Here is a 19,019-nt window from a genome sequence, read left to right as displayed (position 1 = left end):
GCGGCCGTCCCTGTCAGGACCGGCCACGCGGGCGCCGCTCATCGCGGCGTGAGCCGCACGAGCGGGTACTGCCGCTCGGCCTTGCTCTGGTACCGCGCGATGCGCGGCTGCTCCGTCGCGACGCGCCGCCACGCCCGCTCCCGGTCCGCCCCCGCGAGCTCGTGCGGCACCGCGGGGACGGGCGCCCTGCCGGGCAGCTCGATCGCGACGTCGTCGGGGTGGGCCACGAGGTTCGCGTGCCAGTCCGGGTTGCGGCTGCCGCCTCCCGAGGCGACCACGAGGACGGCGTCGCCCTCGTCCGGCAGCCACATGAGCGGCGTCTCGCGCGGCGCCCCGCTGCGGCGGCCCACGGTGTGCAGCACGAGGACGTCCATGCCCATGAACGTGGCCTTGCCGCCCCGGACCTTGCGGACGAGCCGCGCGTTCGAGCGGCGCTGCATCCAGCGCGAGAACCGTCCCGGCGTGCCCGGGGCGCGCCCCGCGCCGTTCGTCGTGCGTCCTTCGGTGCTCATCGTCGTCTCCTTCGTCCTCGTGGTCGGCCCCGCCCGTCGGGCCGGTCCGTGGTGCGTCGTGGTGCTGCGTCGTCGGTGCTGCGTCGCCCCCGGGGGGGTGGCCCGGGGCCGACGGCGGTCCTCACCGCTCGTCGAGCACCTCGCCGTCGAGCGCCTCGTGGTCCGTCGTGAGGCCGAGCGTCGCCCCGACGAGCGGGACGTCGCGCGCGGCCTGGGCCGCGGTCTGCATCGCGGCGGCCGAGTCCCAGCGCCAGATGTCGAGGTACGTCCCGTCCTCGAGCCGGACGAGCGTGGCGGCGGTGAACGCGGGGTTCGCCGCCCGCAGCCCCTGGATGAGCGCGCTGCGCTGCTCGAGCATCTGGGCCAGCCGGCCCGTCTCCACCGTGTACCGGTGCGTCCTGACGACGGCCATGGTCGTCTCCTCTCCGTCCCGCCCGGCGCCTCTCGCCGCGCCCTTCCAGGCTCGGGCCGCACGCGCGGGCGAACAACGGCCGATCCGGCAACGGTGGTTGCGCCCGGGGTTAACGAACGCGACGATCGTCGGGTGGAGCTGCGCGACATCGAGATCTTCCTGACGCTCGCCGAGGAGCTGCACTTCGGGCGCACTGCGGAGCGCCTGCACGTGTCCGCGCCCCGGGTGAGCCAGGCGATCGCCAAGCAGGAGCGCCGCATCGGCGCCCCGCTCTTCGAGCGGACCAGCCGGCGCGTCGCGCTCACGCCCCTCGGGGAACAGCTCCGGGCCGACCTCGAGGCCGGGTACCGCCGCATCCTCGAGGGCGTCGAGTCCGCCGCGAGCACCGCTCGGGCCGCGCGCGAGACCCTGACGTTCGGCGTCATGGGACCCCTGTGGCAGGAGATCGCCCCCGTCACGGCGCTGTTCCGCGCCCGCAACCCGCACGTCGACCTGCGCATGCGCGAGGTCCGCCTCGACGAGCCCTTCCGCCTCCTGCGCGACGGCGAGGTCGACGTCGCGCTCCTGTGGCTCCCCGTCGAGGAGAAGGACCTCGCGGTCGGCCCGGTGACCTTCACCGAGCCGATCGTGCTCGCCGTCGGGCGGACGCACCCGCTCGCCACGCGCTCGTCGGTGTCCGTCGCCGAGCTGGCCGACGAGAACGTCCTGCCCTCCGGGCTGCCCGTCCCCGACTACTGGGAGGACGCCGTCAGCCCCGTCCCCCGCAGCGAGCCCGACCGCGGCGGCACCACCCCGACGCGCGAGGAGGTGCTGTGGCGGGTCATGTCCGGCGACGGCGTCGCGGTCGCGTGCGCCCAGGGCATCCGCTACCTCGAGCGCTCCGACGTCGCCTACGTGCCGCTCGACGAGCAGCCCGTGCTGCGCTGGGGCCTCGTCCGGCGCGCCGGTCCGATCCCGCCGCTGGTCGCGGAGTTCTCCCAGGTCGCGGCTGAGCTCGGTCCGCTCGCGCTCTCGCTCGACCTCGCGGCTGCGGGGTCGAGCGGCCGGGTCTGACGACCCTCAGCGGCGCTGCTGGATGCGGATCTCGTTGCCCGCCGGGTCCCGGAACGCGCAGTCGCGCACGCCGTAGGGCTGGTCGATCGGCTCCTGCACGACCTCCGCCCCCGCGGCCTCGATGCGCGCGAACGTCTCGTCGACGTCGGTCGTCGCGAGGTTCACCCCGAAGTAGGCGCCCTTCGCGACGATCTCCAGGAGCGCGCGCTTGTCGTCGTCGCTGAGGCCCGGCGTCGCGGCCGGCGGGTGCAGCACGATGGCGGTGTCCGGCTGGTCGGCCGGGCCCACGGTGATCCACCGCATCCCCTCGTAGCCGACGTCGTTGCGGATCTCGAAGCCGAGGACGTCGCGGTAGAAGGCCAGCGACGCGTCGGGGTCGGTCTGGGGCAGGAAGCTGGAGTTGATGGTGAGGTTCATGGGATCGACGCTAGGCGCGTCACCCGGCCCGCGCTTCTCGATTCCTGACCGGTCGCGTGACGCGGCGCGCGACGCACGCCGGCATCCCGTCGAGCCGCTCCGCGCCGGGGACGGCGGCGCTCCCGTCCGGCAGCGCCTCGACGGCGTCGGTCGCGGTGCCGGCCCCGCGCGACGCGCCCGCCGCGGCCGTCCGGGACTCCACGGGCGCGGGAGACGCGGCGTCGGCCTCCGCCGCGCGGCGCCGGTAGACGCTCGGCGGCACGCCCACGAGCTCCGTGAACCGCGTGCTGAAGGTCCCCAGCGACGAGCACCCGACGGCGAAGCACACGTCCGTGACGCTCAGGTCGCCGCGGCGCAGCAGCGCCTTCGCCCGCTCGATGCGTCGCGTCATGAGGTACGCGTACACCGACTCCCCGTACGCGGCCTTGAACTCGCGGCTCAGGTGCCCGGCCGAGACGTGCACACCGGCCGCGAGCGCCGCGACGTCGAGCGGCTGCGCGTACTCGCGGTCGATCCGGTCCCGCACGCGCCGCAGCCGCGCGAGGTCGCGCAGGCGCTGGTCGTCGGGCACGGTCGTCACGCCTCGATCGTGCCACGGCCCTACCGTGGTCCTCATGCCGAGCGACGTGCCCGCCGCGCGCCAGGCCGTCCGCGTGCTCACCTACCTCGCCGCGCAGGCCGGCCCGTCGCCCGCGGCCGCCGTCGCGCAGGGCCTCGGGCTCCCCCGGTCGACCGTGTACCACCTGCTGTCCGTCCTCGTGGACGAGGGGTTCGTGACGCACCTCCCCGAGGAGCACCGGTACGGGCTCGGGACGGCGTCGCTCGCGCTCGGCTCCGCGTACGCGCGCCAGGCACCGCTCGCCCGGCTCGCGCGGCCCGTCGTCGCGCGCCTCGTCGAGTCCACGGGCGAGAGCGCCCACCTCGCCGTCCTCAACGGGCGCGAGGTGCTCTACCTCGTCGAGCAGCGCGCGCCGCGCCGCCCCACGCTCGTGACCGACGTCGACGTCCGTCTCCCCGCCCACCTCACCGCGAGCGGGCGCGCCGTCCTCGCCGGGCTGCCCGCCGCCCAGGTGCGCGCCCTCTTCCCCAGCGCCGCCGCGTTCGCCGACCGGACCGGCGTCGGGCCGCAGACCCTCGGCGCGCTGCGCGAGGTCCTGCGCGGCGTCCGCCGGCGCGGCTGGGCCGAGGAGGACGGCGAGGTCACCCCCGGCCTCGCGTCCGTCGCCCACGCGGCGGTGGACCACACCGGCCTCCCCGTCGCCGGCATCGCCCTCACGTTCTGGGCCGACGACGCCCCACCCGCCCGCCGTGCCGAGCTCGCCGCCGCCGTCGGACGCGCCGCCACCGAGGTCAGCCGCCGCCTCGGCGCCCGCGCCACCTCGACCCGCCCGTCCGGCCCGACCGCCCCGAGGTAGAGCCCGGTCTGCCGAGCTAGAGCTCTGGTCTTCTTCTCGCTGAACCAGGGCTCTACCTCGCGGGACCAGGGCTCTACCTCGCGAGGGGACGCCGACGACGTTGCGCACGGCCGACGTCCCGACTAGATTTTTCGGTATGCCGAACTTTTTGACGCGGAGGTCCGTACGTCGTGCTGCCGCAGCCGTCGCGGCCCTCGCCGCAGCGACGCTGAGCGGCTGCTCGAGCGCCACGGACGCGGGGTCGGTCCCGCCCGACGACGACCGGCCCGTCGTGCTCACGACGTTCACCGTGCTCGCGGACATGGCGCAGAACGTGGCGGGCGACCACCTGCGCGTCGAGTCGATCACCAAGGTCGGGGCGGAGATCCACGGCTACGAGCCGACGCCCGGCGACGTCCGCAAGGCGGCGGACGCCGACCTGATCCTCGACAACGGCATGGGGCTCGAGGCGTGGTTCGGGCGGTTCGTCGACGGGCTCGACGTGCCGCACGTCGTCGTCAGCGAGGGCGTCGACCCGATCGCACTGGGGGACGACACCGCCGAGGAGTACCAGGGCAAGGAGAACCCGCACGCCTGGATGTCGCCCGTGAACGCGCAGGTCTACGTGCAGAACATGGCCGACGCGTTCGCGGAGCTCGACCCGGCCCACGCCGACGACTACGCGGCGAACGCCGCGGCCTACTCCGCCGAGCTCGCCGCCGTGCACGACGAGCTCACGACGGCGCTCGACGCGCTGCCCGAGGGCCACCGCGCGCTCGTCACGTGCGAGGGCGCGTTCCCCTACCTCGCGCGCGACGCCGGGCTGGCGGAGAAGTACCTGTGGGCGGTCAACGCCGAGCAGCAGGCGACGCCGCAGTCGGTCGTCGGCGCCATCGAGTTCGTCGAGCAGCACGACGTCCCGGCCGTGTTCTGCGAGTCCACCGTCTCCGACGACGCGATGCAGCAGGTCGCGCGCGAGTCCGGCGCGGCCTTCGGCGGGACGCTCTACGTCGACTCCCTCTCCGCGCCCGACGGCCCCGTGCCGACCTATCTCGACCTCCTGCGCCACGACACGGAGACCATCGTCGCGGGCCTCACCGGCACCACCGCGGGCGGTGACGCGTGAGCGCGGGCGAGTGGGCGCCGTCGGGCACGCCCGCGATCGACGTGCGCGACCTCACCGTCCACTACGGCGACGTCCTCGCGCTCGACGGCGCGACCCTCGCCCTGGGGTCCGCGCACGGGCCGGGCACGGTGTGCGGGCTCGTGGGCATGAACGGCTCGGGCAAGTCGACGCTGTTCAAGGCGGTCATGGGCATGGTCCGGCCCGACCGCGGCACGGTCCTGGTCGACGGCGCTCCCGCGGCCCGCGCCCGGCGCGCCCAGGCGGTGGGGTACGTGCCGCAGAGCGAGGACGTCGACTGGGCGTTCCCGCTGAGCGTGCGCGACGTCGTCATGACGGGCCGCTACGGCTACCAGGGCTTCACGCGGCGCACGCGGCCCGCGGACCGGGAGGCGGTCGAGCACGCGCTCGCGCGCGTCGAGCTCACCGACCTCGCCGACCGGCAGATCGGCGCGCTCTCGGGCGGGCAGCGCAAGCGCGCGTTCGTCGCCCGGGGGCTCGCGCAGGGCGCGACCATCCTCCTGCTCGACGAGCCGTTCGCCGGTGTGGACAAGCGCACGGAGGCGACCATCACCACGCTGCTGCGCGAGCTCGCGGCGGGCGGGGCGACCGTCCTCGTCTCGACCCACGACCTGCACGCGCTGCCCGAGCTCGCGGACGAGGCCGTGCTGCTCCAGCAGCGGGTCCTGCTGCACTCGACGCCCGCGGAGGTCCTGCGGCCCGAGAACCTCGCGCTCGCGTTCGGCGTGGAGGTGGCCCCGTGACCGACCTCCTCGCCACCCTTCTGGAGCCCCTGTCGTTCGAGTTCCTGCGCACCGCGCTCGCCGTCACGGTGACCGCCGGGATCGTGTGCGGCGTCCTGTCGTGCTGGCTCGTGCTCGTGGGCTGGTCCCTCATGGGCGACGCCGTCTCGCACGCCGTGCTGCCCGGCGTCGTGCTCGCCTACGTGGTGGGCGCGCCGTTCGCGCTCGGCGCGCTCGTCTTCGGGCTGCTCGCGGTGCTGCTCATCGGCGCGGTGCGCGACACGTCCCGCGTCAAGGAGGATGCCGCGATCGGGGTCGTGTTCACGACGCTGTTCGCGCTCGGCCTCGTCCTCATCTCCGTGACGCCGAGCCAGACGGACCTCAACCACATCCTCTTCGGCAACCTGCTCGGGGTGTCGCGCGCGGACCTGCTCCAGGTGCTCGCGCTCGGCGCGGTGACGCTCGCGGTCGTCGTGCTCAAGCGGCGCGACCTCACGCTCTACGCGTTCGACCCCACGCACGCGCACGCGATCGGGCTGTCCCCGCGACGGCTCGGCGCGCTGCTGCTCGGCCTGCTCGCGCTGACCGTCGTCGTCGCGCTCCAGGCGGTCGGCGTCGTGCTCGTGGTCGCGCTGCTCATCACGCCCGGCGCGACGGCCTACCTCCTCACCGACCGGTTCTCGCGGATGCTGTGGATCTCGCCGCTCGTGGCGGCCGTGTGCGGGGTCGTCGGCATCTACGTGAGCTACTACCTCGACACGGCCTCGGGTGGCACGGTCGTCGTCGCGCTGGGCGTCGCGTTCGCCCTCGCCTACCTGTTCAGCCCGCGCCACGGACTGATCGGGACGCGAGCGGCCGCCGCCCGGCGCCGCCGCCTCGTCCGGGTCTGACCTCGCGCTCGGCGCACCCCGCGCCGTTCCGGACGTGTCGCCCACGTGCGCTGTGTGCGAAATCTCCATGAATTCGCCCACGATTCCCTGGCTCTTCTCAGGTTCGACCGGGAGACTAGGTGCCATGTCAGCGAGGACGAGCGAGCCCACGACGCCGCAGCGCACGCGCACGTCAGCCCGGTTCGCCGCGGCGAGCCTGCTCGCGCTGGCCATGATGCTCCCGATGTGCGCCTCGGCGAACGCCGCGGAGGTCCAGCAGCTCATCGCGGACGCGCAGGTGCAGACCGAGACCATCGGCGACGACCTCGACCGGGTCCACGCCCAGCTCCCCGCCCTGCACCCCGTCCTCCGCAACGACGTGCTCGACGCCGTCGAGTCGGTCCAGGCCGCGACGGACGAGGCCCGCTCCGCGCTCGACCGCGCGACCGACGGCGACGAGGCCGCGGACGGCCGGGCCGCCGTCGCGCTGGCCGACGCGCAGGTCGCCCTCGACGCGGCGTCCGCGCAGCTGCGCCACGTGACGGACCTCGCGCACGACGCGGGCGAGGGCGTCGCCGTCGCGCTCGAGCGGCTGCAGGCCCACATCGACGTGCTCCGCGGCGAGACGAGCCGCGCCGGGGTCTGACCCGCCTCCCGTCCCCTCGCGAGATCGACCCGCACGGTCGAGATCGACCCTCGGTGGGTCGATCACGTGACGGTGGGGTCGATCTCGGGGTGCCGACCGCCGCCGCGCGGTCCGTCGCGCGGCTTCCTACGATGGCGGGATGCCGCGCGTCACCGGGATCGTCAAGCCGCACGAGGCGTTCCCCGGGGTCGCCCGGCTCGACCGCGCGGTCAACGACTGGACCAACCGCCGCGCGCTCGGCCCCCGCGCCGACGCCGCGCTCTCGCGGCTGTCCGCCGCGGCCGACCACAGCGTCCTGTGGGCCGGGGCGGCCCTGGGCATCGCCGCGACGGGCCGGCGCGGGCGCGAGGCGGCGCTGCGCGGCTACGGCTCGCTGCTCGTCTCGAGCCTCCTGGCCAACGTCGTCGGCAAGACCGTGTTCGGCGGCGAGCGACCCTCGCTCGAGCCGCTGCCGCTGTGGCGCCGGCTCGCCGACCCGCCGACGTCGCCGTCGTTCCCCTCCGGCCACTCGGCGTCGGCGGCGGCGTTCGTCACGGGCGTCGCGACCGTGTGGCCCACGCTGGGCCTCGCGCTCGCGCCGCTCGCGGGCGCGGTGCTGTACTCGCGCCTCCACACCGGCTCGCACTGGTTCTCCGACGTCGCCGCGGGCGCCGCGCTCGGAGCCGGGGTCGCCCTCGTGGGCCGGGCGCTCGTCCCCGACCGAGCCGAGCGTGGCCCCGACGTGCCCGCGGGACCGCCCGCCGTCGTCCCTGCGCTCGACGACGGGGTGGGGCTGTTCGTCGTCGTGAACCCGGCGGCGGGGTCGGGTCGTCTGCTCAAGGAGGACCCGCTCGTGGCGCTGCGCGAGGGCCTGCCTCGCGCCGAGGTGCACGTGCTCGGCGAGGGCGACGACCTCCGGCGCCTCTTCGACGACGCCGCCGGCAGGGGCGTCCGGGCGCTCGGCATCAGCGGCGGCGACGGGACCGTCTCCACGGCCGCGGCGGCGGCCCGCGCGCACGACCTCCCCCTCGCCGTCTTCCCCGGGGGCACGCTGAACCACTTCGCCCGGGCCGCCGACCTCACCTCGATGAGCGCGACGGCGGCCGCCGTCCGCACGGGATCCGGCGTGACGATCGATGTCGCGGACCTCGAGGTCGACGGGCAGGACGGACCGCCACGGACCGTGCTCAACACCTTCTCGGCGGGCGTCTACCCGGAGCTCGTCACGGAGCGCGAGAAGCACGAGCACCGTCTGGGCAAGTGGCCGGCGGCAGTCCTGGCCGCGGCACGGGTCCTGCGGCGGGCCCACCGTGTGCGGATGGAGGTGGACGGGCACGAGGGCGAGTACTGGTCGCTCTTCGCGGGGGTCAACCGCTACTTCCCGCAGAGTCTCGCCCCGGTCGAACGGCGCCGGCTCGACGACGGGGTGCTGGACGTCCGCACCGCCCGCGCCGAGCGACGCGCGAGCCGGCTGCGCACGTTCCTCGAGGTCGCGGCGGGCGACACGGGGACGCGCCTCGCGCGGCGGGTGCCCGGCGTGCGTCGGCACCTCGTGGTCGACGCGACGACCGTCCCGGCGCTCGAGCTCCGGTTCCCCGCCCGGGGCGCGGTCGTCGGCCCGGGCAGGTCCGTGCGCGACGACGGGACCTCGCCCACGGCCGCCGGGTCGCCGCCCGTCGTGCTCGCGCACGACGGCGAGACGCTCGCGCTCGACGCGGTCGCGGACGCCGAGCCGGTGACCGTCCGTCTCACCATGCGGCCCGGCGCGGTGCGCCTCTACGCGCCGAGCGACCCGACCGCCGGGTAGCGCGCCCGATCCATACCATTCGTCCTTCTTTCACGGACATGGGGGAGAACTCCCCCTGTTCAGACACACACGACATGGCCCACAATGAGCCCCGCACCCGCGGACGGCCCGTCCGCGCATCCTCAGGACCTGGCCTCGACGGCCCACCCAGAAAGCAGAACAACCATGGCCCAGCAGTACCCCGCCGCCCCCCAGGCCCCCTCCGGCTACGCCGCCCCGATCGAGGACCCGGGCAAGACCCTCGGCATCGTGGGCTTCGTGCTCGCGTTCGTCTTCGCCATCGCGGGCATCGTCGTCAGCGCGATCGCGCGCAAGAAGAGCAAGGAGGCGGGCTTCGACAACCAGCTCGCCAAGTGGGGCCTCATCCTCAGCATCATCTTCACGGTGCTCGGCGCCATCGGGACGATCATCTACATCGTCGCGATCGCCGCGCTCGTCGCGAACGGCGCCGTGACCTCGACGTACTGACGTCGCCGCGCCGCTGCCGGCGCACCGTCCGACGGCCGTCGTCCCACCCGGGGCGGCGGCCGTCGTCGTGACCCGTGCGCCCACGGACTGCTCCGGGCCTGTCCACCCGGCACGCTGCCCGGTCGCGGAAGATCCCACGGCCGGGCACGGTTGAGACGGCGCACGACCGCGCCGCCGGTGAGAGCACCGGTCCGCCGACGGTCGACCGACCGCAGGAGCAGACGATGACCGACACGACTCCCCCGACCCCCACCGGACCCGAGAGCACCACCGCCGGACCGCCGTCGGACCCCACGACGGTCGAGCTCGGCCTCGACACGTTCGGCGACGTGACCGCCGGTCCCGACGGCGCGCTGCTCAGCGGGGCGCGCACGATCCGCGACGTCGTCGAGGAGGCGGTCCTCGCGGACGAGGTCGGGGTCGACTTCTTCGGCGTGGGCGAGCACCACCGCGCGGACTTCGCGATCAGCGCACCGGAGGTCGTGCTCGCCGGCATCGCGACCCGGACCTCGCGGATCCGGCTCGGGTCCGCGGTGACCGTGCTCAGCTCCGACGACCCGGTGCGCGTCTTCGAGCGCTTCTCGACGCTCGACGCGCTCTCCGGCGGACGCGCGGAGGTGATCCTGGGGCGCGGGTCGTTCATCGAGTCGTTCCCGCTGTTCGGCTACGACCTCGCGGACTACGAGGTGCTGTTCGAGGAGAAGCTCGACCTGTTCGTCCACCTGCTCGACGAGGGCCCCGTCACGTGGTCGGGCACGACGCGCGCCGGGCTCGCCGACCAGGAGGTCTGGCCCAAGACGGAGAGCGGCCGGCTGCGGACCTGGGTCGGCGTGGGCGGGTCGCCCGAGTCGGTCGTGCGGACCGCACGGCACGGCCTGGGCCTCATGCTCGCGATCATCGGCGGCGAGCCCGAGCGGTTCCGCCCGTACGTGGACCTCTACCACCGCGCCGTCGAGGAGCTCGGCAACCCGGTGCTGCCGGTCGGCGTGCACTCGCCCGGCCACGTCGCCGACACCGACGAGCAGGCGCAGGAGGAGGTCTACGAGCACTTCGCGGCGATGAACAACCGGATCGGCCGCGAGCGCGGCTGGCCCGCCTACCACCGCGGACGCTTCGCCCACGACGTGCGCGACGGGTCGCTCTACGTCGGCTCGCCCGAGACGGTGGCCCGCAAGATCGCCCGCACCGTCCGCCTCCTGGGCGCGGGCCGGTTCGACCTCAAGTACTCGACCGGCACGCTCCCGCACGCGACGATGCTCCGCAGCATCGAGCTCTACGGCACCCAGGTCATCCCGCGCGTCCGCGAGCTCCTCGCAGACTCCTGAGCCGCCCGCCCCGCCCCCCGCCCCGGCCTCCGGCCCCCCGCCGAACACGAGGTTGCTGTCGTTATGGGGCTGATAACGACACCAACCTCGTGTTCGACGGCGGGCAGGGTCGTGTTCGACGACGGCCGGCCCCCCGGGGGGTGGTCCCTGGGCGGCGGGGTCGGCGGGTCAGCCGGTGGCGGCTGCGCGGAGCGCGGCGGCCTCGAGGTCCGGCGGGAGGCCGACGGCGGGGCGGTCCGCGCGCTGCGGCGTCGCCTCGCCCGCGACGTCGAGTTCGCGGAGCCAGGCCCAGGTGTCGCGCACGGTCTCGTTCACGTCCCGGGGGTGGAGCCCGAGGGCGTACGCGCGCGACGTGTCGGAGCCGTGGAGCGCGTCGTGCAGCTCGCCCGGTGGGAGCCACACCGGGAGCTGGCTCCACGGCTCGATGCCCGCCGCGAGCACGGCCTCCGGCTCGACCCACACGAGCTCGGCGGGCGGGTTCCCGGCCGCGGCGGTGTCGTCGGCCGTCACGGCGACGCACGCGGCGAGCAGCTCGCCCGTCGTCGTGTGGCCCGAGGCGCTGACGACGTCGACCGGTCCCGACGCGCCCGCGAGCGCCGCATCCAGCGCGAACGCCGCGAGGTCGCGCGCGTCGACGTACTGCAGCGGCAGGTCCTTCGGACCGGGCGCGAGCACGGGCCCGCCCCGCGCGACGCGCCGGAGCCACCACGGCAGCCGCCCGACGTTCTCGCGCGGGCCGACGATCAGCCCCGCGCGCAGCAGGACCGCCCGGTCGCGGAGCGCGTCGACGGCGGCGATCTCCGCCCCCCGCTTCGCGCGGGCGTAGTCGTCGTGGCTCGTGTCGTCCGGGTCGCCGTCGACGACCGACGCCGTCTCGTCGGCTCCGCGGGGCGTCGGGAACGGGTACACCGAGCGCGACGACACGTAGACGTACCGGCTGTCGCCGGGGATCCTGCCGGCGAGCAGCCGCGCGGCGTCGCGGACCGCCGCGGGGGCCCACGACCACGTGTCCACCGCGACGTCCCACGTCTGCGGGACGTCGCCGGCCCGCAGCGCGTCCAGGCCGTCCGCCCGGGTGCGGTCCCCCACGAGCTGTCGGACGCCGTCGGGCACGGGCGTGCTGCCGCGGTTGAGGACGGTCACGTCCCAGCCGCGGGCGAGCGCGTCGTCGACGACGGCACGTCCCACGAAGTCGGAGCCGCCGAGGACCAGGAGTCGGGTCATGGACCCACTCTGGTGTGTCGTCGACTCGCCCGCAGGCGGTTTCGCCGCGGGCAGACGGCCGGAGGCACGCGCGCTCGGACAGGTCCTCTCGACCCGGGTCCCCGCCTGCCCCACCTGGCCAGGTAACCTGGCCATGACGCCCGACACCGAGGAGGCACCGTGCAGGTCAACGTGCTCGAGGCCAAGAACAACCTCTCCCAGCTCGTGAACCGCGCCGCGGCCGGAGAGGACGTGGTCATCGCCCGCCGCGGCGTCCCGCTGGTCCGGCTCGTGCCGGTCCGCGCGGACCTCGCGCACGGCACGGGCGCGGCGATCGTCGAGTGGCTCGACGACCATCCGCCGTCCACGCGCTCGATCCGCCCCGCGGAGCAGGTCGACGCCGGTATCGAGGCCGAGCGCGAGGGCTGGGAGTGATCTACCTCGACTCGTGTCTCGTGATCTACCTGGTCGAGGACGCGGAGCGCGGGTCCCACGTCCGCGGGCTGCTCGCCCGGCACGGCGAGGAGGAGTTCGCGATCAGCCCGCTGGTCCGGCTCGAGTGCCTCGCCGGGCCGCTCCGGTCCGGGGACGTCGAGCTCGAGGACCGGTACCGCGCGGCACTCGGGCTGTTCGCCGAGGTGCCGCTCGACGCCACCGTCTTCGAGCGTGCCACGCGTCTCCGCGCCACCTCGTCGCTCCGCACGCCTGACGCACTCCACCTCGCCGTCGCGCAGGTGCACGGGTGCACCGCCCTGTGGACGAACGACGCGCGGCTCGCCGTCGCCGGGCGCGGGCTCGCCGTGGACGTGCTACGCGGCGCCTGACCCGGACCCAGGTGCGCTCGCGCACCGGCCGACGCTCAGTCGGGGTCGGTCGGGTCCAGGGGTGCGTCGGGGTCGAGGTTGACGACGCCGCGGCGCCAGTAGCCGTGCACCTCGACCTGGTCGGGCCGCGCCCCCGCCCGCCGTAGGTCGCGGCGCACCGGGACGAGGTCGGTCGCCTCACCGGCGCCGAACAGGTACTCGTCGGCGTCGAGCGGGCCCAGGGCGCGGACCGCCTCCGCGAGCTGGCCGGGACCGTCCGTGCGGTAGAGGATCTCGAGCGTCGCGCGACCGAGCTCGTCCTCGACGAACGCCTCGTCCACGTCGTCGCCGATCTCGACGATCGCCGTCACCGGCACGTCCGTCCCGACGGCGTCGACCCACCGGGCGAGCGCGGGCAGCCCCGTCTCGTCCCCGACGAGCAGCAGCCGGGCGACGCCGTCGGGCACGCCGCGGCTCGTCGTCGGGCCCGCGAGCACGACCTCGTCGCCGACGTCGGCGCCCGCAGCCCAGGCCGACGCCGGACCACCCTCGCCGGTGGGCGGCACGCCCGGGGCGTCGCCGCCGTGCAGCACCGAGTCGACGTCGACCTCCGCGACCCCGTCGACCGTCCGCGTCGCCCGCACGGTCAGCTCGCGCGAGATCGACACGACGCCGGTCGGGCGCTGGAGCGCGCCGTCCGCCGTCAGGGTCGGGGCGTGCAGCACACCGCTCGCCGGGTCGGGCAGGAAGACCTTCACGTGGTCGTCCGGGCCGGGGGTGCGCAGCGCAGCGAGCGAGGCCAGGCGCGAGCCGTCGACGACCGGCCCGGCCGCCCGCCCGTCGTCGTGCGCGGCCGGGGCGGCGTCGCGGAACGTGATGCGCCGCAGCGCGCCGGACGTCTCCTGGACGCGGTGCACGCGGACGCGGCGGGGAACGAGGTCGAGGGTGGTGCGGGCTCGGGCGAACACCGCCCCATTCTGCGCCGAGCACGACATGAGGGTCGGTATCCGGCGCTTTCCGTCCTTCAGGTCGTGCTCGACGGCGGGTCAGGTCGTGCTCGCCGCGACGGCGTCGATCAGGGACAGGTCGTGCTCGTCGAGCACGACGTCCGCCGAGGCGAGGTTGTGCGCGAGGTGCTCGACCGACGTCGTGCCCGGGATCGGGACCACGTGCGGCCCGCGGTGGAGCAGCCACGCGAGCGCCACCTGCCGCGGGTCCAGACCGCGCCGGGTCGCGACCTCGACGAGGCCGGGAGTCGTGCGCGGGTCGAACGACACCGGGAAGTACGGGACGAAGGCGACGCCGAGCTCGCGCGTGCGCTCGACGACCGGGTCGTGGTCGCGCGTCGCGACGTTGTAGAGGTTCTGCACCGCGGCGATCGGCGCGACCTCCCGCGCCGCGTCGAGCTGCGCCGTCGTGACCTCGGACAGTCCGAGGTGGCGCACCTTGCCCTCCTCGACCAGGCGCGCGAGGGCACCGACCTGGTCCTCGAGCGGGTACGCGTCGTCCACGCGGTGGAGGGAGAGGAGGTCGATCGTGTCGCGGCCCAGACGGCGCAGACTCAGCTCGGCCTGCTGGCGGAGGTAGGCGGGATGGCCGAGCGGGACCCACTCGTCCGGCGAGGGGCGCACGACGCCCACCTTGGTCGAGACGGCGACCGGCAGTCCGACGCCCGCGAGCGCCTCGCCCACGAGCTCCTCCCCCGCCCCGAGCGCGTACGCGTCGGCGGTGTCGACGAGGTCCACGCCGCGGTCGACCGCCGTGCGGACGAGACGGACGAGGTCGGCGCGGTCCGCGGGAGCCTGCCAGACCGGGGCGGTCGGGCCGCGCCGCTCGTCGGGTCCGTCGGCGAGGCGCATGGTGCCGAGCCCGATGCGGTGCACGGGAAGATCGCCGCCGAGAAGATGTGTTCGGTTCGTCATGGGACCGATGCTGGGGGCTCACATGCATGGGAGGGGCAAGCGATGGTGACCGAGGTCACGCTGCGCGTGGGGGACGTCGCTCGCGCGACCGGCGCGAGCGCGCGGCTGCTGCGCTACTACGAGGAGCAGGGCCTGCTCGCCCCGGCCCGATCGCCGTCCGGGCAGCGGCTGTACTCGCCCGACGACCTCGAGCGCGTCCGGCGGGTCCGCCGCCTGCTCGACGCAGGGCTGTCCACGACGGTGATCGGGCAGGTCCTCGCGTGCGCGTGCGGCGGGTCGGGAGACGTCGAACCGTGCCTCGACCCGCTCCTCCAGGAAGAGCTGGCGCGCGTCGACGCGCGCCTGGCGCAGCTCGCCGCGCACCGCGAGCGGCTCGCCGGGCTCGTCACCGAAGCACCGGCGTCGGCCAGGCCGACGTCGGGCGGGCGGTCCGAGGCCGGCGACCCGGCCGCGCCGAGCACCCGGGCCCGGCGCGACCCGGCGCTGCTGCTCGCACGGCCCGGCGGCCCGCGGTCCTGAGGACCGCGACCGCCGGGGCGCGCACCGCCCTGCGGCTCAGGCGAAGAACACCCGGAGGTCGGCGACGACGTCCTGCGGGACCTCGAGCGAGGCGTAGTGGCCGCCGCGCGGGAACTCGGACCAGTGCTCGATCCGGGCGTTGTCGCGCTCGGCGAAGGCGCGGATCGTCTGGAAGACGTCCCGGAAGACGGCGACGCCGATCCGGCCCTGGCTCACGACCGGCTCGGCACCGGAGCGCTGCTCGGCGTAGTGGTAGCGCGCGGCGGTCGCGTAGGAGTTGGTGAGCCAGTAGAGCGTCGCCTGCGCGAGCACCTGGTCGGCGCTCACGAGGCTCGTCCCGTTGCCGAAGCTCTCGAACAGCTCGTGGTACGCGAGGACGGCGACGGGCGAGTCGGCGAGGCCCGCGGCCATGGTCTGCGGCCGGGACGCGTTCATCGTGTTGTAGGCGCCCACGGACTGGAACCACTGGAGGTGGCCGAGCGCCGCGTACTCCTTCTCCCCGAAGCCGTCCATCTCGCCCGGCGCACCGGACGGGAAGGAGAAGAGCTGGAGCACGTGCGCGCCGCGGAAGCCCTCGGGGTCGAGGACCGCGAGCTCGCGCGAGACCATCGCCCCGCCGTCGCTGCCGTGGATGCCGTAGGACGCGTAGCCGAGGTCGCGCATGAGCGTGTCGTAGGCCCGGGCGACGCGCGCCATGGTCCAGTCGGTGTCGCCGACGACGGGCGTGGAGAACCCGAAGCCCGGCATGGACGGGATCACGAGGTGGAACGCGTCCTCGGGGCGGCCGCCGTGCGCGACGGGGTCGACGAGCGGGTCGATCATGTCGAGGAAGTCGAGGAACGACCCGGGGTACGAGTGCGCGAGCAGCAGCGGGGTCGCGTCCTCGTGCTGCGAGCGCACGTGCAGGTAGTGGATCGGCTGGCCGTCGATCTCGGTGCGGAAGCCCGGGTACGCGTTGACCCGGTCCTCGACGGCGCGCCAGTCGAACGCCGTCCAGCGCCCGACCATGTCGCGCAGGTAGGACTCGGGCGTGCCGTAGTCCCAGGAGTCGCCGGGCGCGGCCGGCGCGAAGCGGGTCCGCTCGAGCCGCTCGCGCAGGTCGTCCAGGTCGGCCTGCGGGACGGCGACGGAGAACGGGCGGTGCTCGAGGGTGGTGCTGCTCATGATGCCTCCTCGGTCGGAGCGGGCCTCGTGCCCTGCTCTGGTACCGACGCTACGCAGCGTTCCGGAACGTTTTCTTCCGCTATTCTGACCTGGTTCCGACTTTCTTCCGGCGGCCCCTCGGAGGGACCTCGTGGCTTCCACCTCTGCCCGCATGCTCGCGCTGCTCGGGCTGCTCCAGTCCCGCCCCGACTGGTCGGGCGCCGACCTCGCCGCCCGGCTCGACGTCACCGACCGCACCGTCCGCAACGACGTCGCCCGGCTGCGCGAGCTCGGCTACCCCGTCGACGCCGTGCGCGGCCCGGGCGGCCGGTACCGGCTGGGGGCGGGTGCACGACTCCCCCCGCTCCTGCTCGACGACGCCGAGGCCGTCGCGGTCGCCGTCGGGCTGCGGGCCGCGACCGGCACCGCGGGCTTCGAGGAGTCCGGGGCGTCCGCGCTCGCGAAGCTCGAGCAGGTCATGCCCGACCGCCTGCGCCGTCGGCTCTCCGCGCTGCGGTCCGCGAGCGCCGCCGGCCCCGCGAACACCGACTCGAACGTCGAGGACCCGGTCGTCGACCCGGACACGCTGACCGCCCTCGCCGACGCCGTGCGCGACCACCAGGGCCTGCGCTGCTTCTACCAGGACGAGCCGGTCGAGCTCGAGCCGTACCGCCTCGTCGCGTGGCAGCGCCGCTGGTTCCTCGTCGCGCGCGACCCGACGACGGGTGGGTGGGCTCCGTACCGCGTCGACTGGCTGGTGCTGCGTGTCCCCGGTGGGCGGCGGTTCACGCCGGTGAGCTTCCCCGGGGACATGACGGAGTTCGTCGTGCGGGAGGTCGCGCGCACGGGATGGGCGGTCCACGCCCGGATCGTCGTGGACGCCCCGGCCGAGGAGGTCCTGCGGCGCATCAACCCGACGGTCGGCACGGTCGAGCCGCTCGACGACGACCGCTGCGTCCTCGTCACCGGCGGCGACAGCGTCGAGGTCGTCGCGGTGTGGGTCGGCATGCTCGGCCTCGACTTCCACGTGACGGAGCCGCAGGCCCTCGTCGACCACGTCCGCACCCTCGCAACCCGCTACACCCACGCCATCTCGCCCTGACTCCCGCCCCCGGGCCCCCGGGCCCCCGGTCGGTCGCCGAACACGACATGAGGGTCGTTCTCGGGCGCTTTCCGTCCTTCAGGTCGTGCTCGACGGCGGGTGGGGTCGTTCTCGGCGCCGGTCGGTCCTGGGCGGGTCCGACGGCGGCGCTCGCCCGCGGGGGCGGGCGCGCCTAGCGTGTGGGGGATGGACGTGGAGGTGCGCTCCGCCGTCGGGCGCTACGACGACTTCGCCACCGTGGTCGGGCCGCGGAAGGCCGGGGTGCGCGGGTGCTGGTGCATGTCCTACCGCGACAGCCGGGTCAGCGCCGAGGACCGCCCCGGCTTCATGGCCGACCTGTGCAGGACCGAGCCGGGGCCGGGCGTGCTCGCCTACGTCGACGGCGAGGTCGCGGGCTGGTGCTCCGTCGCGCCGCGCAGCACGTACCGGCGGCTCATGAACGCCCGGACCATCCCGTTCGTCGACGACCTCGACGCGTGGAGCGCGGTGTGCTTCGTCGTCCGGGCCGGGTACCGGCACCGCGGGCTGATGCACCACCTGCTCGCGGGGGCGGTCGAGCACGCCGCAGCGCACGGCGCGCCCGCGGTCGAGGGCTATCCCGTCGACGCGGGCGGCGAGCGCGTCGACGTCATCTCCGGGTACGTCGGCACCGTCGCGCTGTTCGAGCGGACCGGGTTCGTGCGCGCGGCCCCGACCACCGGCGTGAGCGGCGGCGTGCCGCGCGTCGTCATGCGCCGCGCGCTCGGCTGAGCGCGCTCGGTCAGGACGGCCCGATGCCCCACGGGTCGACGACGGCCACGCCGGTGCCGACGAAGTCGTGCACGTCGCGCGTCGCGAGCGTCGCGTCGTGCACGCGACAGATCGCGGCGATCTGCGCGTCGGCCATGCTCATCGGCCGCCCCGCTCGCTCGCGGAGCGCGAGGAGGGTGCCACCGACGCGCGCGGCGTCGGCGTCGTACGCGAGCACCCGGCCCGCGAAGGTCGTGGTGACGTGCTCCTCGACGAGCGCGGCGAGGCGGTCCCGGCGCCGCCCCTCGGGCAGCCGAGCCACGCCGTGGACGATCTCGCCGACGGTGACGGCCGTGATCCACAGCGCCTCCGGAGCCTGCGCGTCGAGCCAGCGGAGCACGCGCGCCTCGGGTACCGGGCGGATCGCCTCGGACACGACGTTCGTGTCGAGGACGATCACGCGTCCGCGACCTCGCGGTCCGGCCCGCCCGGCTCGTCGGAGAAGTCGACGGCGCGTCCGTGCTCCGAGCGCGGGGGCAGGTCGAGCTCGACCGTCAGCCCGGCGTCGGCGAACGAGCTGTGGATGAACGTGCCGAGCCCGCGTTCCAGCCCGCTCGGTGCCGTCACCGCAGACGTGAGGATCGCGCGGATCTCCGCCTCCATGGACCGGCCGTGCTCTGCGGCACGCGCTCGCAGCCGCTCGCGCACGTCGTCGTCGAGCCCTCGGATCGTCAGCGTCGCCATCTCGACCACCTCCGATCACCACGCTAGCAAAACGACAGCACTGCCCACCAGGGTCGCCCCGCCCTCGGGAGCAATGAAGTTGCGGCGGGTTGAGAGAATGGACCGT

The 19,019-nt window shown here is 75.0% G+C and carries 23 protein-coding genes and 1 pseudogene; 14 read left to right on the top strand and 10 right to left on the bottom strand.

Annotated features, from left to right (window positions below):
• Nucleotides 1-38: 38 nt before the first annotated feature.
• The gene (locus tag ABWU78_RS06505; protein WP_439157891.1) at nucleotides 39-512 is read right to left on the bottom strand and encodes a nitroreductase family deazaflavin-dependent oxidoreductase; all 474 of its coding nucleotides are present in this window, start codon (nucleotides 510-512) and stop codon (nucleotides 39-41) included.
• A 121-nt stretch (nucleotides 513-633) separates the two neighbouring features.
• Nucleotides 634-924, bottom strand: a complete 291-nt coding sequence (locus ABWU78_RS06500) for a hypothetical protein (protein ID WP_205205596.1) — start codon at nucleotides 922-924, stop codon at nucleotides 634-636.
• Nucleotides 925-1,056: 132 nt separating this feature from the next.
• Here ABWU78_RS06500 and ABWU78_RS06495 point away from each other — a divergent pair, with 132 nt between their 5' ends.
• The gene (locus ABWU78_RS06495) at nucleotides 1,057-1,977 is read left to right on the top strand and encodes a LysR family transcriptional regulator (RefSeq protein WP_353706786.1); all 921 of its coding nucleotides are present in this window, start codon (nucleotides 1,057-1,059) and stop codon (nucleotides 1,975-1,977) included.
• Nucleotides 1,978-1,983: 6 nt separating this feature from the next.
• On the opposite strand, the gene ABWU78_RS06490 is transcribed toward ABWU78_RS06495, so the two are convergent.
• Together ABWU78_RS06490 and ABWU78_RS06485 are read right to left on the bottom strand one after the other, a co-directional pair.
• A complete protein-coding gene (locus ABWU78_RS06490; RefSeq protein ID WP_253054684.1) occupies nucleotides 1,984-2,394 on the bottom strand; it encodes a VOC family protein in 411 nt (136 codons plus the stop codon).
• Nucleotides 2,395-2,617: 223 nt separating this feature from the next.
• Nucleotides 2,618-3,010: pseudogene (locus ABWU78_RS06485) on the bottom strand (helix-turn-helix transcriptional regulator); the annotation flags it as partial.
• On the opposite strand from ABWU78_RS06485, the gene ABWU78_RS06480 reads away from it, so the two are divergent.
• From ABWU78_RS06480 to ABWU78_RS06445, 8 genes are all read left to right on the top strand, one after another.
• Nucleotides 3,009-3,809 carry an IclR family transcriptional regulator gene (locus ABWU78_RS06480; protein WP_353706787.1) on the top strand — a complete coding sequence of 267 codons (801 nt, stop codon included), beginning with the start codon at nucleotides 3,009-3,011 and terminating at the stop codon, nucleotides 3,807-3,809. The pseudogene ABWU78_RS06485 and the gene ABWU78_RS06480 sit on opposite strands and share 2 nt — an antisense overlap.
• A 136-nt stretch (nucleotides 3,810-3,945) precedes the next feature.
• Nucleotides 3,946-4,914 carry a metal ABC transporter substrate-binding protein gene (locus ABWU78_RS06475; protein ID WP_439157890.1) on the top strand — a complete coding sequence of 323 codons (969 nt, stop codon included), beginning with the start codon at nucleotides 3,946-3,948 and terminating at the stop codon, nucleotides 4,912-4,914.
• Complete coding sequence (locus ABWU78_RS06470; protein ID WP_439157889.1) at nucleotides 4,911-5,675, top strand: metal ABC transporter ATP-binding protein; 765 nt, start codon at nucleotides 4,911-4,913, stop codon at nucleotides 5,673-5,675. The genes ABWU78_RS06475 and ABWU78_RS06470 overlap by 4 nt, the downstream gene beginning before the upstream one ends.
• Complete coding sequence (locus ABWU78_RS06465; RefSeq protein ID WP_353706790.1) at nucleotides 5,672-6,544, top strand: metal ABC transporter permease; 873 nt, start codon at nucleotides 5,672-5,674, stop codon at nucleotides 6,542-6,544. Before ABWU78_RS06470 ends, ABWU78_RS06465 begins: the two co-directional genes overlap by 4 nt.
• A 124-nt stretch (nucleotides 6,545-6,668) precedes the next feature.
• Nucleotides 6,669-7,169, top strand: a complete 501-nt coding sequence (locus tag ABWU78_RS06460; RefSeq protein ID WP_253054694.1) for a hypothetical protein — start codon at nucleotides 6,669-6,671, stop codon at nucleotides 7,167-7,169.
• Nucleotides 7,170-7,308: 139 nt separating this feature from the next.
• The gene (locus ABWU78_RS06455; RefSeq protein ID WP_439157888.1) at nucleotides 7,309-8,955 is read left to right on the top strand and encodes a bifunctional phosphatase PAP2/diacylglycerol kinase family protein; all 1,647 of its coding nucleotides are present in this window, start codon (nucleotides 7,309-7,311) and stop codon (nucleotides 8,953-8,955) included.
• A gap of 165 nt (nucleotides 8,956-9,120) precedes the next feature.
• Entirely contained in the window at nucleotides 9,121-9,423 is a 303-nt protein-coding gene (locus ABWU78_RS06450; RefSeq protein ID WP_439157887.1) for a hypothetical protein, read from the top strand.
• A gap of 224 nt (nucleotides 9,424-9,647) precedes the next feature.
• Nucleotides 9,648-10,748 carry an LLM class flavin-dependent oxidoreductase gene (locus ABWU78_RS06445; RefSeq protein ID WP_253054698.1) on the top strand — a complete coding sequence of 367 codons (1,101 nt, stop codon included), beginning with the start codon at nucleotides 9,648-9,650 and terminating at the stop codon, nucleotides 10,746-10,748.
• A 168-nt stretch (nucleotides 10,749-10,916) separates the two neighbouring features.
• Here the strand turns inward: ABWU78_RS06445 and ABWU78_RS06440 are convergent, their stop codons facing one another.
• A complete protein-coding gene (locus ABWU78_RS06440) occupies nucleotides 10,917-11,972 on the bottom strand; it encodes an NAD-dependent epimerase/dehydratase family protein (protein ID WP_439157886.1) in 1,056 nt (351 codons plus the stop codon).
• A 159-nt stretch (nucleotides 11,973-12,131) separates the two neighbouring features.
• On the opposite strand from ABWU78_RS06440, the gene ABWU78_RS06435 reads away from it, so the two are divergent.
• Nucleotides 12,132-12,386 carry a type II toxin-antitoxin system Phd/YefM family antitoxin gene (locus tag ABWU78_RS06435; RefSeq protein ID WP_253054702.1) on the top strand — a complete coding sequence of 85 codons (255 nt, stop codon included), beginning with the start codon at nucleotides 12,132-12,134 and terminating at the stop codon, nucleotides 12,384-12,386.
• Nucleotides 12,293-12,775, top strand: a complete 483-nt coding sequence (locus tag ABWU78_RS06430) for a type II toxin-antitoxin system VapC family toxin (protein WP_439157885.1) — start codon at nucleotides 12,293-12,295, stop codon at nucleotides 12,773-12,775. Before ABWU78_RS06435 ends, ABWU78_RS06430 begins: the two co-directional genes overlap by 94 nt.
• 35 nt (nucleotides 12,776-12,810) lie before the next feature.
• Here the strand turns inward: ABWU78_RS06430 and ABWU78_RS06425 are convergent, their stop codons facing one another.
• Entirely contained in the window at nucleotides 12,811-13,722 is a 912-nt protein-coding gene (locus ABWU78_RS06425) for a siderophore-interacting protein (protein WP_439157884.1), read from the bottom strand.
• 78 nt (nucleotides 13,723-13,800) lie between these two features.
• Nucleotides 13,801-14,676, bottom strand: coding sequence for an aldo/keto reductase (locus ABWU78_RS06420; RefSeq protein ID WP_439157883.1), 876 nt, complete (start codon nucleotides 14,674-14,676; stop codon nucleotides 13,801-13,803).
• Between the two features lie 42 nt (nucleotides 14,677-14,718).
• On the opposite strand from ABWU78_RS06420, the gene ABWU78_RS06415 reads away from it, so the two are divergent.
• Complete coding sequence (locus ABWU78_RS06415; protein ID WP_439157882.1) at nucleotides 14,719-15,195, top strand: MerR family transcriptional regulator; 477 nt, start codon at nucleotides 14,719-14,721, stop codon at nucleotides 15,193-15,195.
• A gap of 36 nt (nucleotides 15,196-15,231) precedes the next feature.
• On the opposite strand, the gene ABWU78_RS06410 is transcribed toward ABWU78_RS06415, so the two are convergent.
• Complete coding sequence (locus ABWU78_RS06410) at nucleotides 15,232-16,359, bottom strand: epoxide hydrolase family protein (RefSeq protein ID WP_439157881.1); 1,128 nt, start codon at nucleotides 16,357-16,359, stop codon at nucleotides 15,232-15,234.
• A gap of 130 nt (nucleotides 16,360-16,489) precedes the next feature.
• Between ABWU78_RS06410 and ABWU78_RS06405 the strand changes: the two genes are divergently transcribed.
• The gene (locus ABWU78_RS06405) at nucleotides 16,490-17,440 is read left to right on the top strand and encodes a helix-turn-helix transcriptional regulator (protein WP_439157880.1); all 951 of its coding nucleotides are present in this window, start codon (nucleotides 16,490-16,492) and stop codon (nucleotides 17,438-17,440) included.
• A gap of 186 nt (nucleotides 17,441-17,626) precedes the next feature.
• The gene (locus tag ABWU78_RS06400; protein WP_439157879.1) at nucleotides 17,627-18,190 is read left to right on the top strand and encodes a GNAT family N-acetyltransferase; all 564 of its coding nucleotides are present in this window, start codon (nucleotides 17,627-17,629) and stop codon (nucleotides 18,188-18,190) included.
• A gap of 10 nt (nucleotides 18,191-18,200) precedes the next feature.
• Here ABWU78_RS06400 and ABWU78_RS06395 read toward each other — a convergent pair whose 3' ends face one another.
• Nucleotides 18,201-18,629, bottom strand: coding sequence for a type II toxin-antitoxin system VapC family toxin (locus ABWU78_RS06395; RefSeq protein ID WP_439157878.1), 429 nt, complete (start codon nucleotides 18,627-18,629; stop codon nucleotides 18,201-18,203).
• On the bottom strand, nucleotides 18,626-18,913 hold the full coding sequence (locus ABWU78_RS06390; RefSeq protein WP_253054730.1) for a FitA-like ribbon-helix-helix domain-containing protein: 288 nt from the start codon (nucleotides 18,911-18,913) through the stop codon (nucleotides 18,626-18,628). Before ABWU78_RS06390 ends, ABWU78_RS06395 begins: the two co-directional genes overlap by 4 nt.
• Nucleotides 18,914-19,019 lie beyond the last annotated feature (106 nt).

The sequence above is a fragment of the Cellulosimicrobium sp. CpK407 genome, from assembly GCF_051844275.1.
In the GTDB taxonomy this organism is placed as follows: domain Bacteria; phylum Actinomycetota; class Actinomycetes; order Actinomycetales; family Cellulomonadaceae; genus Cellulosimicrobium; species Cellulosimicrobium cellulans_G.
Note: the sequence above shows the minus strand (reverse complement) of the source record. Positions and strands in the feature narration are given on the sequence as shown.

Coding starts and splice junctions, on each gene's coding strand:
- ABWU78_RS06505 (WP_439157891.1), bottom strand. CDS start 512: ATGAGCACCGAAGGACGCACGACGAACGGCGCGGGGCGCGCCCCGGGC.
- ABWU78_RS06500 (WP_205205596.1), bottom strand. CDS start 924: ATGGCCGTCGTCAGGACGCACCGGTACACGGTGGAGACGGGCCGGCTG.
- ABWU78_RS06490 (WP_253054684.1), bottom strand. CDS start 2,394: ATGAACCTCACCATCAACTCCAGCTTCCTGCCCCAGACCGACCCCGAC.
- ABWU78_RS06480 (WP_353706787.1), top strand. CDS start 3,009: ATGCCGAGCGACGTGCCCGCCGCGCGCCAGGCCGTCCGCGTGCTCACC.
- ABWU78_RS06475 (WP_439157890.1), top strand. CDS start 3,946: ATGCCGAACTTTTTGACGCGGAGGTCCGTACGTCGTGCTGCCGCAGCC.
- ABWU78_RS06460 (WP_253054694.1), top strand. CDS start 6,669: ATGTCAGCGAGGACGAGCGAGCCCACGACGCCGCAGCGCACGCGCACG.
- ABWU78_RS06455 (WP_439157888.1), top strand. CDS start 7,309: ATGCCGCGCGTCACCGGGATCGTCAAGCCGCACGAGGCGTTCCCCGGG.
- ABWU78_RS06450 (WP_439157887.1), top strand. CDS start 9,121: ATGGCCCAGCAGTACCCCGCCGCCCCCCAGGCCCCCTCCGGCTACGCC.
- ABWU78_RS06445 (WP_253054698.1), top strand. CDS start 9,648: ATGACCGACACGACTCCCCCGACCCCCACCGGACCCGAGAGCACCACC.
- ABWU78_RS06440 (WP_439157886.1), bottom strand. CDS start 11,972: ATGACCCGACTCCTGGTCCTCGGCGGCTCCGACTTCGTGGGACGTGCC.
- ABWU78_RS06420 (WP_439157883.1), bottom strand. CDS start 14,676: ATGACGAACCGAACACATCTTCTCGGCGGCGATCTTCCCGTGCACCGC.
- ABWU78_RS06415 (WP_439157882.1), top strand. CDS start 14,719: ATGGTGACCGAGGTCACGCTGCGCGTGGGGGACGTCGCTCGCGCGACC.
- ABWU78_RS06410 (WP_439157881.1), bottom strand. CDS start 16,359: ATGAGCAGCACCACCCTCGAGCACCGCCCGTTCTCCGTCGCCGTCCCG.
- ABWU78_RS06400 (WP_439157879.1), top strand. CDS start 17,627: ATGGACGTGGAGGTGCGCTCCGCCGTCGGGCGCTACGACGACTTCGCC.
- ABWU78_RS06390 (WP_253054730.1), bottom strand. CDS start 18,913: ATGGCGACGCTGACGATCCGAGGGCTCGACGACGACGTGCGCGAGCGG.